This is a genomic window from Pseudomonas sp. 8 R 14 (assembly GCF_900005955.1).
GTDB lineage: Bacteria > Pseudomonadota > Gammaproteobacteria > Pseudomonadales > Pseudomonadaceae > Aquipseudomonas > Aquipseudomonas marginalis.
Genome location: NZ_CVTH01000034.1, coordinates 78717 through 94231 on the forward strand (window position 1 = coordinate 78717; position 15515 = coordinate 94231).

15 protein-coding genes and 1 pseudogene are annotated in these 15515 nt (G+C 61.9%); 4 read left to right on the plus strand and 12 right to left on the minus strand.

All coding sequences use genetic code 11. The features are described from left to right. The first annotated feature begins 4 nt into the window (after positions 1 to 4). Positions 5 to 409, plus strand: a complete 405-nt coding sequence (locus tag BFQ01_RS05265; protein ID WP_065924469.1) for a type II toxin-antitoxin system HicB family antitoxin — start codon at positions 5 to 7, stop codon at positions 407 to 409. Here the strand turns inward: BFQ01_RS05265 and BFQ01_RS05270 are convergent. Continuing rightward, a complete protein-coding gene (locus tag BFQ01_RS05270) occupies positions 406 to 1602 on the minus strand; it encodes an MFS transporter (RefSeq protein ID WP_083244844.1) in 1197 nt (398 codons plus the stop codon). The two genes, BFQ01_RS05265 and BFQ01_RS05270, sit on opposite strands and share 4 nt — an antisense overlap. Positions 1603 to 1743: 141 nt before the next feature. Here BFQ01_RS05270 and BFQ01_RS05275 point away from each other — a divergent pair, with 141 nt between their 5' ends. Further along, the gene (locus BFQ01_RS05275) at positions 1744 to 2358 is read left to right on the plus strand and encodes a DUF5666 domain-containing protein (RefSeq protein ID WP_065924471.1); all 615 of its coding nucleotides are present in this window, start codon (positions 1744 to 1746) and stop codon (positions 2356 to 2358) included. Positions 2359 to 2413: 55 nt separating this feature from the next. Here BFQ01_RS05275 and BFQ01_RS05280 read toward each other — a convergent pair whose 3' ends face one another. From BFQ01_RS05280 to gcl, 8 genes and pseudogenes are all read right to left on the minus strand, one after another. Next, entirely contained in the window at positions 2414 to 3418 is a 1005-nt protein-coding gene (locus tag BFQ01_RS05280) for a sulfate ABC transporter substrate-binding protein (RefSeq protein ID WP_065924472.1), read from the minus strand. A 96-nt stretch (positions 3419 to 3514) separates the two neighbouring features. After that, the gene (locus BFQ01_RS05285; protein ID WP_065924473.1) at positions 3515 to 4339 is read right to left on the minus strand and encodes an ion transporter; all 825 of its coding nucleotides are present in this window, start codon (positions 4337 to 4339) and stop codon (positions 3515 to 3517) included. 31 nt (positions 4340 to 4370) lie between these two features. Then, positions 4371 to 5246 carry an urea transporter gene (locus BFQ01_RS05290; RefSeq protein ID WP_065924474.1) on the minus strand — a complete coding sequence of 292 codons (876 nt, stop codon included), beginning with the start codon at positions 5244 to 5246 and terminating at the stop codon, positions 4371 to 4373. Positions 5247 to 5388: 142 nt separating this feature from the next. Next, positions 5389 to 5586, minus strand: a pseudogene (locus BFQ01_RS32815) (pyruvate kinase); the annotation flags it as partial. After that, complete coding sequence (locus BFQ01_RS05300) at positions 5576 to 6856, minus strand: glycerate kinase type-2 family protein (RefSeq protein WP_065924476.1); 1281 nt, start codon at positions 6854 to 6856, stop codon at positions 5576 to 5578. The pseudogene BFQ01_RS32815 and the gene BFQ01_RS05300, both read right to left, overlap by 11 nt. Before the next feature lie 55 nt (positions 6857 to 6911). Then, positions 6912 to 7802, minus strand: coding sequence for a 2-hydroxy-3-oxopropionate reductase (locus BFQ01_RS05305; RefSeq protein ID WP_065924477.1), 891 nt, complete (start codon positions 7800 to 7802; stop codon positions 6912 to 6914). A gap of 170 nt (positions 7803 to 7972) precedes the next feature. Beyond that, entirely contained in the window at positions 7973 to 8755 is a 783-nt protein-coding gene (gene hyi / locus BFQ01_RS05310; RefSeq protein ID WP_065924478.1) for a hydroxypyruvate isomerase, read from the minus strand. Positions 8756 to 8765: 10 nt separating this feature from the next. Beyond that, positions 8766 to 10541, minus strand: a complete 1776-nt coding sequence (gcl, locus tag BFQ01_RS05315) for a glyoxylate carboligase (RefSeq protein ID WP_065924479.1) — start codon at positions 10539 to 10541, stop codon at positions 8766 to 8768. A 256-nt stretch (positions 10542 to 10797) separates the two neighbouring features. Here gcl and BFQ01_RS05320 point away from each other — a divergent pair, with 256 nt between their 5' ends. Beyond that, positions 10798 to 11238: a GlcG/HbpS family heme-binding protein gene (locus BFQ01_RS05320; RefSeq protein WP_065924480.1), complete on the plus strand. Its 441-nt coding sequence runs from the start codon at positions 10798 to 10800 to the stop codon at positions 11236 to 11238. Between the two features lie 213 nt (positions 11239 to 11451). Here BFQ01_RS05320 and BFQ01_RS05325 read toward each other — a convergent pair whose 3' ends face one another. Beyond that, a complete protein-coding gene (locus tag BFQ01_RS05325) occupies positions 11452 to 12057 on the minus strand; it encodes a TetR/AcrR family transcriptional regulator (RefSeq protein WP_065924481.1) in 606 nt (201 codons plus the stop codon). Positions 12058 to 12348: 291 nt separating this feature from the next. Between BFQ01_RS05325 and BFQ01_RS05330 the strand changes: the two genes are divergently transcribed. Further along, entirely contained in the window at positions 12349 to 13263 is a 915-nt protein-coding gene (locus BFQ01_RS05330; RefSeq protein WP_065924482.1) for a DUF808 domain-containing protein, read from the plus strand. A gap of 55 nt (positions 13264 to 13318) precedes the next feature. Here BFQ01_RS05330 and BFQ01_RS05335 read toward each other — a convergent pair whose 3' ends face one another. Next, on the minus strand, positions 13319 to 14107 hold the full coding sequence (locus BFQ01_RS05335; RefSeq protein WP_065924483.1) for an MlaA family lipoprotein: 789 nt from the start codon (positions 14105 to 14107) through the stop codon (positions 13319 to 13321). Continuing rightward, positions 14100 to 15398, minus strand: a complete 1299-nt coding sequence (locus BFQ01_RS05340; RefSeq protein WP_027607050.1) for a serine/threonine protein kinase — start codon at positions 15396 to 15398, stop codon at positions 14100 to 14102. Before BFQ01_RS05340 ends, BFQ01_RS05335 begins: the two co-directional genes overlap by 8 nt. Positions 15399 to 15515 lie beyond the last annotated feature (117 nt).

A 15515-nucleotide genomic window follows, 5' to 3' on the forward strand; every position in this document is an offset into this window, starting at 1 on the left:
ATTCATGCAATACCCAATCTGTATCGAATGGGGCGATGACTTCACCGCCACCGGAATCCAGATCCCCGATATTCCAGGCGCAGTCACCGCCGGGGACAGTTTCGAAGAGGCCTACAACGCCGCGGTAGAAGTCGCGCACATCCTGCTGCAGGAGATCGCCGCAGAGGGCGGGGTGATTCCGATGCCAACGTCGGTGGCCGATCATCACACCCACGAAGATTACGCCGGGATGGGCTGGGGCATGCTGGAACTGGACATCTCGCCCTATCTGGGCAAGACCGAGAAGGTCAATGTGACCTTGCCCGGCTATGTCATCCAGCGAATCGACCGCTATGTGCGCGAGCACAAGGTCAAAAGCCGCTCGTCATTTCTGGCGGATGCGGCTTTGGAGAAGTTGGTGCGTTCCTAGGCGGTGGCGACAGCCGTTTGCCGCGACGCACTGAGGAACCGCAACAACGCCACCAGCGGGAACGCGCTGCCCACCAGCATCACACCCAGCCAGCCGCCGTGTTCGTACACGCTGCTGGCAATCGCCGAGCCGAAGGCACCGCCGATGAAGATGCTGGTCATGTACAGCGCGTTCAAGCGGCTGCGGCTGTTGGCGTCGAGGGCGTAGATGGCGCGTTGGCCGAGGACCATGTTCATCTGCACGCAGAAGTCCAGGACCACGCCGGTCACCGCCAGGCCGATGACGCTGTACAGCGGGCGCACGAAGGCCGGCAGGAAGCTCAACACCGCAAAGACCATGGCCAGCAGCGACGCGCGGTGGGTGTGGCCGGCATCGGCCAGGCGCCCGGCGATGGGGGCGGCAATAGCGCCGATGGCACCGACCAGGGCGAAGATCGCGATCTGGGTCTGGCTCAGGCCGTGGTTGCGCACCAGCTCCAGCGGGGCGGCGGTCCAGAACAAGCTGAACGTGGCGAACATGCAGCCTTGGTAAAACGCACGTTGGCGCAGCAGCGGTTGTTCTCGCAACAGGGTGCCCAGGGAGCGCAGCAATTGGCCATAGCTGGCGCTGTGGTCCGGCTGGCGCTTGGGGATGGTCAGCATCAGCACCACGCTGATAAACGCCATTAACGCGGCGGCGGCCATGAACATCGCGCGCCAGCCAAAATGGTCAGCCACGACGCTGGACACTGGCCGCGCCAGCAGGATGCCCAGCAGCAGGCCACCCATGATGCTGCCGACCACCCGGCCCCGAGACTCGGCAGGCGCCAGGTGTGCGGCCAGGGGGATCAGGATCTGTACCGACACCGAACTGAAGCCGATCAGCAACGACACCAGCAGGAACAGGTTCGGTTGTTCGGTAAAGGCCGCGCCCAACAGGCTGGCAATCGCCACCAGGGTCGTGATGATCATCAGCTTGCGGTTTTCCAGCAGGTCGCCCAGGGGGACCAGGAAAAACAGGCCGAGGGCATAGCCGATCTGCGTCAGGGACACAATCAGGCTGGCCATCGCGGGGGTGAGGCCGATGTCGGGGGCGATCAGTTCGATGATCGGCTGGGCGTAGTAGATGTTGGCGACGATGGCGCCGCAGCAAAACGCAAACAGCATCACCATTGCGCGGGTCATGGTGCTCGTAGCGTGTGGGGTAGCATTCATGGTGTTCTCATAAAAGCGAAGGTAGATGGCGAGCGAGAGTAAAGACAAGGCGCAACGGCGAGTAGGCCGTTTGTGGTGATATCACTTATGCCGGGTGATGATACATTCAGAAACAACTGCTGAAACAGGAAATCCAGCGCCATGAAAATCACGTTCAACAAGATACTCCTGGCTTCAAGCCTCGCTGCTGCAATGGCCCTGGGCCTGGCCAATGCCGCCGATGCCCCGCGCGTAGGCGTACGCGGGGCAATCACCGCGATGGACGGGGATGCGATGCAGGTCAAGGTCAACAGCGGTGAAGACGTCACCGTGCACCTGACCAAGGATACCCAGGTGCGCGCCGTTACCCTGGCCAGGATCGACGAAATAAAACCCGGCAGCTACATCGGCTCGGCCGCCATGCCCAACGCCGACGGTACTCTCACGGCGCTGGAAGTGCATGTGTTCCCGCCAGCCATGGCTGGCACGGGGGACGGGCATCGGGCGTTTGACCTGAAGGAGGGCAGCAGCATGACCAACGGCACCGTCGGCGACCTGGTGGTCAGCAAAGGGCGGACGTTGACCGTGAAATACAAAGGCGGCGAACAGAAGATCGTGGTGCCGGAGGATGTGCCGATCGTCAACCTGGAACCGGGGGACCGCAGCTTGCTCAAGCCGGGGGTGAAGGTGGTGTTGTTTGCCGCGCAGGGGGCGGATGGGAAAATCACGGCCCAAGCCATCTCAGCCGGCAAGGATGGCGTGACACCGCCGATGTAGCTGCAAAACCCAGATCTAAATGTGGGAGGGGCGAGCCTCCTCCCACATTTGTCAGTTACTGACCGGAGTAGATCTGGTCGAAAACCCCACCATCATTGAAGTGGGTTTTCTGCACGGTGCGCCAGTCACCAAAGGTCTTCTCCACCGACAGGAAGTCGACTTTCGGGAAGCGGTCGGTGTACTTGGCCAGCACCTTCGGGTCACGCGGGCGCAGGTAGTTGTTGGCGGCGATTTCCTGGCCTTGCGGCGACCACAGGTACTTCAGGTAGTCTTCAGCCGCCACGCGGGTGCCTTTCTTCTCGACCACTTTATCCACCACCGACACCGGCGGCTCGGCTTCGGCGGAGACGCTTGGGTAGATCACTTCGAACTGGTCACGGCCGAATTCACGCGCGATCATTTCCGCTTCGTTCTCGAAGGTCACCAGCACGTCGCCGATCTGGTTGGTCATGAACGTGGTGGTGGCGGCGCGGCCACCGGTGTCCAGCACGGGCGCCTGTTTGAACAGCTTGCCGACAAAGGCCTTGGCCTTGTCTTCATCGCCGCCGTTCTTGAGCACATAACCCCAGGCCGACAGGTAGGTGTAGCGGCCGTTACCCGAGGTTTTCGGGTTGGGCACGATCACCTGCACGCCCTCTTTCAACAGGTCAGGCCAGTCTTTCAGGGCTTTCGGGTTGCCCTTGCGCACGATGAACACGGTGGCCGAGGTAAACGGCGCGCTGTTGTTCGGCAGGCGGGTGACCCAGTCGTCCGGCACCAGTTTGCCGTTGTCGACCAGAGCGTTGATGTCGGTGGCCATGTTCATGGTAATCACGTCAGCCGGCAGGCCGTCGATCACCGAGCGCGCTTGTTTGCTGGAACCGCCGAAGGACATCTGCAGGGTCAGCTTGTCGTTCGGGTGCTCGGCCTCCCAGTGCTTCTGGAAGGCGGCGTTGTAGTCCTTGTAGAAGTCGCGCATCACGTCGTAGGAGACGTTGAGCAGAGTGACCGGGGCGGCCTGGACGGCGCCCGCCAGGGCAAGGCCGGCGGCCAGGAGAGAGGCGCTTACGAGTTTTTTCACTGCTCATTCCTTGTTGTTCGGGAGAAGAGGGGAGGCACATTGCCAGCGACTATAGCCGGGGGCACTTAGTCGCTTAAAGATTAAAAAGAACTTTGCTTATTCCACTTTCTTAAAAAGATTGCTGCCGCAGCGCGAACAGAACGCCGCGTTGGGCTCGTGGCTGTTTTTCCTGCACACCGGGCAGTCGTGTTGCAGTTGCTCACCGCGCATGGCACTGGCCAGCTCGGCAGTAAAAATCCCCGTGGGCACGGCGATGATCGAGTAACCGGTGATCATCACCAGCGACGAAATCACCTGGCCCAACGGCGTCTTGGGCACGATATCGCCAAAGCCCACGGTGGTCAGCGTCACGATCGCCCAATAGATGCCCTTGGGGATACTGGTGAAGCCGTGCTCCGGGCCTTCGATCACATACATCAAGGTACCGAACACCGTGACCAGGGTGCACACGCTCACCAGGAACACCACGATCTTCTGCTTGCTGCCGCGCAGCGCCGCCATCAGGTAGTTGGCCTGCTTGAGGTACGGGCTGAGCTTGAGCACGCGGAAAATCCGCAGCATCCGGATGATGCGGATGATCAGCAGGTACTGCGCGTCGCTGTAGTACAGCGCAAGGATGCCGGGCACGATGGCGAGCAGATCCACCAGCCCGTAAAAGCTGAAGGCGTAGCGCAACGGCTTGGGCGAGCAGTACAGGCGCAACCCGTACTCGATCAGGAAGATCAGGGTGAAGCCCCATTCAATGTAGGCCAGCACATCGGCGTAGTTCTGGTGGACCTGGTCGATGCTGTCGAGCATCACGATCACCAGGCTGGCGAGGATGATCAACAGCAGGATGCCGTCAAAGCGCCGCCCGGCGACGGTGTCGCTTTGAAAAACCATGACGTAGAGCCGCTGACGCCAGTCGTTGTTGCTGTCCATAAAGCCCGCCTGAATCGAATATCGAGCAAGCCTAGGGGGATTCGAAGGGGCTGTCCATGCGGGGTTTCCTGAGTATTCGGGCGCCGGCGAGTACCAGCCAGCAGGCAAGGACAAACGGCGCGGTGAGTGCCGGCAGATGCAGGGCAGCAAAGCCCGGTGTGAGAAGGATCGCCAGCAGGATGCCGAGCAGCGGCAGCCAGGGTTGGCGCCGTGCCTGGCTCAGCGCCAGGGCCGCGAGAGCCGGGTTGTAGCTGTGCAGGCCGAGGAGGGCGGCGCTGGTGTCGTCCAGCAGCAAGGCGATCATTACGCCGCTGCTGGCGCCGATCACGGCCCAGACCGCGGCACGCCGGTTCGCCAGCCACAGGCCGAGGGCAATCAGCGCGCCCGCCAGCGGCTGGTCCAGCAGCATGATTTGCGCGAGGCCGGTGAACGGCGCGCCGAGCACCGCCAGGGTATCGGGCTCGCCGAGGGCGAAGGCACTGTGTGGGACGCTGCCCAGCAGCAGCCAGCCCAGGCCGACAAAGGGCGCGGTGTAGGCGGGCAGGTCGTGCGGCCGACTGGCGTGTTTCAGCCACTGCCGCGTGAGGATCGCGCTCAAGCCGCCGCACGCGAGGATCAGCGGTGGCAACAAGGCCGACCAGGCGAAATGCTGGCTGATCAGCAAACCAAGCAACACGCCGTTGTAGCTATAGAGTCCAGCCTGGCGCTCGGCCTTGGGATAGTCGCGACGCTGGGCCGTGAGCAACCCGGCGACCCCACCCAGCAGCGCACCGCCGAGCAAGGCCGGGGCGCCGATCAGGATCGCCAACAGGCACAGCAGGCCGCACAACGGATGGCGTTGCAGGAAGATCTGGCTGAAGCCGTTGAGCAGGGCTTCGGCCCAGTCGGGGCAGGTTGGGGTGTGCATGATGGGTATTCAGTGAGACCGAGTTGTTCCCATCGGGGGCTTGCCCCCGATGGGGCCTCTACAGGCGCTAGATCAGCGTCTCTATACGCAAGGAGTTGGTCGACCCCGTCTGCCCGCGCTGCGCCATGCCCTGGGCCTGGGCAATCTCCAGCGCCGTGGAACACACTTCATCCACCTGGCGAATCCAGTGGTAACGCCGGGCGTGATCGGCATGCTCACCGTGGCTGAAGTTGAGGCGAAAGATATTCACCCCGGCTTGCACCAGCTCGCGGATGTCATCTATACCGTCGGTGGCCGGGCCCAGGGTGGCGAGGATCTTGACCTTCTTGTCAGGCGTCATGGCGGGCAGTCTCAAGGATCAGGATGGCGCGCACGTCATTGACATTGGTGCGGGTCGGCTCGGTAACGATCAAGCCGTCGAGGGCGGCGAAGTAGCCATAACCGTTGTTGTTATCCAGCTCGTCGCTGGCCGACAGGCCCAGGGCTTCGGCGCGCGCATAGCTGCACGGGGTCATGATTGCGCCGGCGTTGTCTTCCGAGCCGTCGATGCCGTCGGTGTCGCCAGCCAGGGCGTACACGCCCGGCAGGCCTTTGAGGCTGTCGGTCAGGCTCAACAGGAATTCGGCGTTGCGCCCGCCACGGCCGTTGCCGCGCACGGTGACGGTGGTTTCACCGCCGGAAAGGATCACGCACGGCGCCGCCAGCGGCTGGCCGTGCTGCACGATTTGCCGCGCGATGCCGGCGTGCACTTTGGCCACGTCCCGCGCTTCGCCTTCCAGGTCGCCGAGGATCAGTGGGCTGAAACCGGCCTGGCGCGCTTTCACCGCCACCGCTTCCAGGGATTGTTGCGGGCGCGCGATCAGTTGGAAGTGGCTGCGGGCGAGTACCGGGTCGCCGGGCTTGACGGTTTCCGAGGCTGGATTCTGCAACCAGCTGCGCACGGCGGCCGGTGCGTCGATGCCATAGCGCTTGAGGATCGCCAGGGCCTGTTGCGAGGTGCTGGGGTCGCCGACCGTGGGGCCGGAGGCGATGACCGTGGCCTGGTCGCCCGGCACATCGGAAATCGCGTAGGTGTAGACCGTGGCCGGCCAGGCCGCCTTTGCCAGCCGACCGCCCTTGATTGCCGAGAGGTGCTTGCGTACGCAATTCATCTCGCCAATGGTGGCGCCGGATTTGAGCAGGGCTTTGTTGATGGCCTGCTTGTCGGCCAGGCTGATGCCTTCGGCAGGCAGTGCCAGGAGTGCCGAGCCGCCGCCGGAGAGCAGGAAGATCACCCGGTCGTCTTCGCCCAGGTTGCTGATCAATTCCAGCACGCGCTTGGCCACCGCCAGGCCGGCGGCATCGGGCACCGGGTGGGCGGCTTCGACCACTTCGATTTTCTGGCAAGGGGCGCCGTGGCCGTAGCGGGTGACCACCAGGCCCGAGACTTCGCCTTGCCAGCAATTCTCGACGACCAGCGCCATGGCGGCCGCCGCCTTGCCGGCGCCGATCACGATCACGCGGCCGCTGCGGTCGGCGGGCAGGCAGGGTTCGAGGACGTGCCGGGGGTGGGCGGCGTCGATGGCTGTGGCAAACAGCTCGCGAAGCAGGTGTTGCGGATCGACCGACATAAGCGGGCTCCCGGGGGATTTTTGTTATTAGAGGTGCAGCCCTTTCAAAGGGGGGTTACTTATCGCGAATCGAGAAGTTCGCCATATGCTCCAATCCCTTGATCAGCGCCGAGTGGTCCCAATTCCCGCCACCAAGCGCCGCGCAGGTGCTGAACACCTGCTGGGTGCCGGCGGTGTTCGGCAGGTTGATCCCCAGTTCCCTGGCACCGGCCAGGGCCAGGTTCAGGTCCTTCTGGTGCAGGTTGATGCGGAAACCCGGATCGAAGGTGCCCTTGATCATGCGTTCGCCATGCACTTCGAGGATCTTCGACGAGGCAAAGCCGCCCATCAGCGCTTCACGCACCTTGGCCGGGTCGGCGCCGTTCCTGGCGGCGAACAGCAGCGCTTCGGCCACCGCCTGGATATTCAGCGCGACGATGATCTGGTTGGCCACTTTGGCGGTCTGGCCATCGCCATTGCCGCCCACCAGGGTGATGTTCTTGCCCATGCTCTGGAACAGCGGCAGGGCGCGTTCGAAGGCCTGTGGTTCGCCACCGACCATGATGCTCAAGGTCCCGGCCTTGGCGCCGACTTCACCGCCGGACACCGGGGCGTCGAGGTACTGCGCGCCGTGCTCGTTGATCTTCGCCGCAAACGCCTTGGTGGCCGTGGGAGAGATCGAACTCATGTCGATCACCACCTTGTTCGGCGACAGGCCCGCCGCCACACCGTCGGCACGGAACAGCACGTCGTCGACCTGCGGCGTGTCGGGGACCATGACGATAATGAACTCGGCTTCCTGGGCCACTTGCTGCGGGGTGGCCAGGGCCACGGCGCCGGCGCTGATCAGCTCGGCCGGCGCCTTGCCGTGGTGTTCGGAAAGAAACAGTTGATGACCGGCTTTCTGCAGGTTCGCCGCCATGGGTTGGCCCATGATGCCGGTGCCGATAAATCCGATTTTAGCCATGATGAAATCCTCTTTTTATTCTCTGTGGGCGCTGGGCTTGCTGTGGTGAGGGGGCTTGTTGTGGTGAGCGGGCTTGTCCCGCGCTGGCTGCGTAGCAGCCCCATGGGGTCAGTGGTAAAGCCCCCCTCACCACAGCAAACCCCCTCCCACAGGGTTTTGTGTGGTGTCGGTTAGATGGCGTTGTGGGCTTTAAGCCAGCCCAAACCCGCTTCGGTGGTGGTCAGCGGCTTGTATTCACAGCCGACCCAACCCGCGTACCCGATGCGGTCCAGATGTTCGAACAGGAAGCGGTAGTTGATCTCCCCGGTTCCCGGCTCATTGCGCCCAGGGTTGTCCGCCAGCTGGATGTGATTGATCTCCTCCAGGTGCGCCGCCATGGTCCGGGCCAGGTCGCCTTCCATGATTTGCATGTGGTAGATGTCGTACTGCAGGAACAGGTTGTCACTGCCCACCTGTTCGCGAATCGACAGGGCCTGTGCAGTGTTGTTGAGGTAGAAACCCGGAATGTCGCGGGTGTTGATCGCTTCCATCACCAGCTTGATGCCCGCCGCCTGCAGCTTGTCGGCGGCGTACTTGAGGTTGGCGACAAAGGTCTTTTCCACGGTTTCATCATCCACACCCTGGGGCCGAATCCCCGCCAGGCAGTTGATCTGGGTATTGCCCAGCACCTGGGCGTAGGCGATGGCCAGCGTGACCCCAGCACGGAATTCCTCGACCCGGTCCGGGTGGCACGCCAGGCCGCGTTCGCCCTTGGCCCAGTCACCGGCCGGCAGGTTGAACAGCACCTGGGTCAGGCCGTGGGCGTCGAGCTGGGCCTTGATGTCAGCCGAGCTGAATTCGTAGGGGAACAGGTACTCGACACCCTGGAAACCGGCATCGGCAGCGGCTTTGAAGCGAGCGAGAAAGTCCTGCTCGGTAAACAGCATGGACAGGTTGGCGGCAAAGCGCGGCATAGGGTTCTCCTTAATCGAGCAGGGAAATGGCAGTCGGTGCATCGTTGCCGACCAGGGCCAGGTCTTCGAATTCGTTGACGGCGTTGATTTCGGTGCCCATGGAAATATTGGTCACGCGCTCCAGAATGATCTCGACGATCACCGGTACCTTGAACTCCTCGATCATTTGTTCGGCCTTGCGCAACGCCGGCGCGATCTGTCCCGGTTCGAACACGCGCAGGGCCTTGCAACCCAGGCCTTCGGCAACTGCGACGTGGTCGACGCCATAGCCGTTCAGCTCGGGAGCGTTGAGGTTGTCGAAAGACAACTGCACGCAGTAGTCCATTTCAAACCCGCGCTGGGCCTGGCGGATCAGCCCCAGGTAGGAGTTGTTCACCACTACATGGATGTACGGCAGCTTGAACTGTGCGCCCACCGCCAGCTCTTCGATCATGAACTGGAAGTCATAGTCGCCGGACAGCGCCACCACCTTGCGGCTCGGGTCGGCCTTGACCACGCCCAGCGCCGCCGGAATGGTCCAGCCCAACGGGCCGGCCTGGCCGCAGTTGATCCAGTGGCGGGGCTTGTACACATGCAGGAACTGCGCGCCGGCAATCTGCGACAGGCCGATGGTGCTGACGTAGCAGGTGTCTTTGCCGAACACCTGGTTCATCTCTTCGTACACCCGTTGCGGCTTGACCGGCACGTTGTCGAAGTGAGTCTTGCGCTGCAGGGTCGCCTTGCGCTGCTGGCAGTCATGCAGCCAGGCACTGCGGTCCTTGAGCTTGCCGGCGGCTTTCCACTCGCGGGCCACTTCAATGAACATCGTCAGCGCGGAGCCGGCGTCGGACACGATGCCCAGGTCCGGGGTGAATACGCGACCAATCTGGGTTGGTTCGATGTCGACGTGAATGAATTTACGCCCTTCGGTGTATACCTCCACTGAACCGGTGTGGCGGTTGGCCCAACGGTTACCGATCCCCAGCACCACGTCGGACTTGAGCAGCGTTGCGTTGCCGTAGCGGTGGGACGTCTGCAGGCCGACCATGCCGACCATCTGGGGGTGATCGTCGGGAATGGTGCCCCAGCCCATCAGCGTCGGGATCACCGGGATGCCGGTCAGTTCGGCGAACTCCACCAGCAGCTCGCTGGCATCGGCGTTGATCACGCCGCCGCCGCTCACCAGCAACGGGCGTTCCGCCTGATCCAGCAGGGCCAGGGCCTTTTCGACCTGGATGCGCGTGGCCAGTGGCTTGGCCAGTGGCAGCGGCTGGTAGGCGTCGATGTCGAATTCGATCTCGGCCATCTGCACATCGAACGGCAGGTCGATCAGCACCGGGCCAGGGCGGCCGGAGCGCATTTCATAGAAAGCTTTCTGGAACGCGTACGGCACTTGGCCCGGCTCGAGGACGGTGGTCGCCCACTTGGTCACCGGCTTGACGATGCTGGTGATGTCCACGGCCTGGAAGTCTTCCTTGTGCATGCGGGCCCGTGGCGCCTGGCCGGTGATGCACAGGATCGGGATCGAGTCGGCCGAGGCGCTGTAGAGGCCGGTGACCATGTCGGTGCCCGCCGGGCCCGAGGTGCCGATGCACACGCCGATATTGCCGGCCTTGGTGCGGGTGTAACCCTCGGCCATGTGCGAGGCGCCTTCAACGTGGCGAGCAAGGACGTGATCGATGCCACCCACCTTCTGCAAGGCTGAGTACAGCGGGTTGATCGCAGCGCCTGGGATACCGAAGGCGGTGTCCACGCCTTCACGGCGCATGACGAGGACGGCGGCTTCGATTGCTCTCATTTTGCTCATGATTTTGGTGCCTCTTGCGTTTTGTAATTGTATACAAGTGGTGTCTGTCCAAAGTGTATTCACGGCGGGCTGCGCAGGTCAATCCATTTTATTGATTGGTCTTTGCGTTCGTCGGAACGGCTTTTTTCGACGTATGGAGTCTTTGTTTGAAAATATTGTATACAAAAATAAATGTCATTGTGTTCTATTTGTTTGGTCGAGCATCTGATCAAACAGACTTCCACCGCTTTCCCAATAACAAAAGAAGGACGGCACCATGAGCGCTTTAACCTTGAAGATTGCCACCCAACTGGCCGGCCAGGCCCTCAGCGCAGGGCGCACGATCTCAGCCGCACCGCTGACCGTTGCGGTCCTCGACTGCGGCGGCCACTTGATCACTCTGCAGCGCGAAGACGGCGCCAGCCTGCTGCGCCCGCAGATTGCCATCGGCAAGGCCTGGGGTGCGATTGCGCTGGGCAAGGGCTCGCGCTTGCTGGCGCTGGACGCACAGCAACGGCCGGCGTTTATCGCAGCGTTGAACAGCCTGGGGCAGGGCAGCGTGGTGCCGGCGCCGGGTGGGGTGTTGATTCGGGATCAGGCGGGGGCGGTACTGGGGGCGATCGGGATCAGCGGGGATACGTCGGATATTGATGAGCAGTGTGCGATCACGGCGATCGAGGGGCTGGGGTTGAGGGCGGATGCGGGGGTGTCAGCTTAAGCATTGAGTGACTATCAGGGCCTCATCGGGGCATAGGTATCTACACATCTTGAGCCGAGCCCCCTGCGTAGCAGCTGTCGAGCCTTGGCGAGGCTGCGTCGGCGGTGTGTCAGACGCGCCGCAAACGCAGCCTCGCCAAGGCTCGACAGCTGCTACGCGTTATCCTACTGAAGTTGTGTAGATACTTATGCTCATCGGGGGCACCTCAGTGTGTCAGTCGGGTTCACAGCCCTTGAGCACCAACCGGATAATCGTCTGCGCCGCCGCTTCATAATCGGCCTCATCCAGCTTGGCTTTGCCGGTCACCGCGGAAATCTGCCAGTCGAAATCCGCATAGGTCTGCGTCGCCGCCCAGATGCTGAACATCAGGTGATGAGGGTCGATAGCTGCAATCAACCCGCGATCCACCCAGCTCTGGATGCAGTCGATATTGTGCTTGGCCTGGGCGTTGAGTTGTTGGACCTGCTCGGCACTCAGGTGCGGTGCGCCATGCATGATTTCGCTGGCGAACACCTTGGAGGCGAAGGGCAGGTCGCGGGAGATGCGGATTTTCGAGCGGATGTAGTTGCTCAGCACCGCTGAAGGCTCGCCCTCGGGGTTGAACGGCGTGGACGCCGCCAGGATCGGCTCGATAATGCTTTCGAGCACCTCGCGGTAGAGGTTGTCCTTGGACTTGAAGTAGTAATAGACGTTGGGCTTGGGCAGCCCGGCCTTGGCGGCGATGTCGCTGGTTTTAGTCGCGGCGAAGCCCTTGTCGGCAAACTCCTCGCTCGCCGCCCGCAGGATCTTTTCTTTGTTGCGCTCGCGAATGGTGCTCATAAAGTGCTCAGTCTCACAGATACTGTTTCTTTTTGACGGCGTCTGTTGCCGCCATTCTGCGTCGCCGCTCCTCCCCATAGCGAGCTATGAGTCGTCGCGGCTCCTTGCCTGACGACAACAGCCACTCGCCAAAAGAGAAACGTATCTATGAAACTGAGCACGGGGAGTTTCCTTGCCAGGACAGGCGGTTGCGCATGGTAGCACCGGCTATCCGCGGGCCTCAACAATGTGCCCGCAAAGCCCTGCGCCGCGTTATGCTCCGCCCATCCCTCTCTTAAGGAAGCCCGATTCATGGCAGGAAGCAGCTTGTTGGTGTTGATCGACGACATCGCCGCAGTACTCGATGACGTTGCCCTGATGACAAAAGTAGCGGCAAAAAAAACCGCCGGAGTGCTCGGCGATGACCTGGCGCTCAACGCCCAGCAGGTTTCCGGCGTGCGTGCCGAGCGGGAAATCCCGGTGGTATGGGCCGTTGCCAAGGGGTCCTTCATCAACAAGTTGATCCTGGTGCCCACTGCGCTGTTGATCAGCGCCTTTGCCCCTTGGGCCGTCACACCGTTGTTGATGCTCGGCGGCGCCTACCTGTGTTTCGAAGGCTTCGAGAAGCTCGCGCATAAATTCCTGCACAGCAAGGCTGAAGTCCAGGCCGACCATGCGCAGCTGGTTGAAGCGGTGGCTAACCCGGCTACTGATCTGGTGGCCTTTGAAAAGGACAAGATCAAAGGCGCTATTCGTACCGACTTCATCCTCTCTGCGGAAATCATCGCCATCACCCTCGGCACCGTGGCCGATGCGCCGTTGATGCAGCAAGTGATTGTCCTGTCGGGCATCGCCATCGTCATGACCATCGGCGTCTACGGGCTGGTGGCCGGTATCGTCAAGCTGGATGACCTGGGCCTGTGGCTTACCCAGAAGCCTGGCCAGATGGCTCGCAGTATCGGTGGCGGCATCCTGCGCGCGGCGCCGTACATGATGAAGAGCCTGTCGGTGATCGGCACGGCGGCGATGTTCATGGTCGGCGGTGGCATCCTTACCCATGGCGTGCCGGTGGTGCATCACTGGATCGAGGGTGTGAGCCAGAGCACAGGTGCATTGGCGTGGTTGATGCCGACGTTACTGAATGCGGTGGCGGGGATTATTGCCGGGGCGGTGGTATTGGCAGTGGTCAGCGTGGTGGGCAAGAGCTGGAAAGCGCTCAGGGCATAAATCGCCGCCACAAAAAAAGGCCATTCAATCGAATGGCCTTTTTTACGGGCGTTATTTACTCGGCAATCTGCAACTTGCGTGATTCCGTATAGATATACCGCACCTTCTCATACTCGAACGGCGAGTTCATCTGACCGTAGCGGAAGCTGGTCTGGTAGCGCTTGTCCACCGCACGCAGGGCCCAGATTTCCGGGTGGTTGGAGCTGACTTCGGAGACGTTGAGGAAGTTGATCTGGGACTCGGCGGTGTAGTCCACCAGCAAGCCGCCGGTGTCGCGCAGGTTCGACGGACCGAAGATCGGCAGTACCAGGTAGGCACCGCCGGGCACGCCGTAGAAGCCCAGGGTCTGGCCGAAGTCTTCGCTCTGGCGCGGCAGGCCCATGGCGGTCGCCGGGTCCCACAGGCCGGCTACGCCGACGGTGGTGTTGAGCAGCAGGCGCCCGGTGGTTTCCAGGGAGCGGTGGCCCTTGAGTTGCAAGAGGCTGTTCAACAGGTTGGGCACGTCGCCCAGGTTGTTGAAGAAGTTGCTCACGCCGGTGCGCAGGAAGCTTGGCGTGACGTAGCGGTAACCGTCGACCACCGGCAGGAACACCCATTGGTCAAAGCGATAGTTGAAGTGGTACACGCGGCGGTTCCACGATTCGAGCGGGTCATACACGTTGAGGGCGTTGACCGACGAGCGTTCGAATTCACGCTGGTCCAGGCCCGGGTTGAACTTGAGTTTGCTCAACGGCTCCTTGAAACCGTCGGAGTCCATCACCACAGGCGCGTGAGCCTTGCTGTTGTCGGCATTGGCAACGCCTGCGCACATCAGGGCGGCAAGCAGCAGAAGATATTTAGCCACGGAAGAACTCCAGCATGGCGTCGGCGTTGACGCGGTAATTGAGGTTGCCGCAGTGGCCGCCCAAGGGGTAGACGGTCAAGCGATCGCCGAAGGTCTTGCGCAGGAAGCCGAGGTCGCCCGGGCCGAGGATCACGTCGTCGGCGTTGTGCATGACGGCGATTTTCGGGCTGGCGTGCAGGTAGTCCTTGAGGGCGTACAGGCTGACCTGGTCAACCAGTTGCAACAGGCTGCCGCCGTCGGAGCGGGCGCGCCACATCGGGATTACCTGTTCGGTGAGGTAGCAATCGAAGTCGCATTGCAGCGCACGCTTGAGGAACGGCGTGAGGCTGGTGCCTTCGCTGATCGGGTACTTCGGCGGGATGATCAGGCCGCGGCGGTTGATCAGGTCCGAAGTAAAGGCGATGTCGGCCGCCGAGAAGCGGAACGAGGTGCCGATCAGCATGGCCATCTGTTCGTTGGTCAGGTGCTGCTTGGATTGCTGGAAGTCGTAGAGCAGGGCGTCGTTGAGGTCGATGTAGCCCTTTTGCTGGAAGTAACGGGTCAGCTTGTTCAACACCAGTTCATAGAAGGTGGTGGTGTTGTTGATGCCCTTGACCTCGGTCTGTACCAGCTTGTCGAGGTTGGTGATCGAGGTGTAGAGGTTGACCGGCGGGTTGAGCAGCAGCACTTTCTTGAAGTTGAAGCTGCGGCGGGTCTCGTCGAGCTTGCTGACAAACGCCGCATCCAGCGCGCCGAGGCTGTAGCCGGTGAGGTAGAAGTCGGTCACCGGCAGCGAGGCATTCTGGGCACGCACGGCCTGCATCACGCGGTACATGTCTTCGGCATCTTCCTGGCTGATGCCGGGGGTGGCGAAGCGCGAAGCCGAGGCGATGAAGTCGAAGCTGGTGGGCGACGACAGTTGCACCACGTGGTAGCCGGCCTGGTAATACAGTTTTTTCAGGTATTCGTTGATGCTGCTGTCAAACCGCGCACCGGTGCCTGCGATCAGGAAGATCAGCGGCGCGGCGCGATCCTGCTTGGCGATGCGGTAAGTGAGTTTCTTCACTGCCCAGAAGTTGTCCGGCAGGCTGAACTCGCGCTCGGGGCGCATGTTCAGGGTGTAGTCGGACTGGTTGATCTCGTCATCGGTCGGCAATGTAGGCCGAAGGTCAGGCGGTGTGGTGGCGATGGTCGCTTCGAACGGATTGGTCAAAGGGTAGCCATAGCTGGCTTGGTCGATATCGACGGCCAGTGCTGACGCACTCAAAAAAAGGCTGCCCAGTAAGGCAGCACAGCGCAAGGAACGGAGCATGACTTAATCCCTAAGAGGAAACGTGCTTAATGAAGTTCGCAGGCTATGACCACCGCGTTGCCACCGAAGTGCCAGCTCTCGGCACGAAAAGTCGGAAAATAACGTCGGAATCGGGGT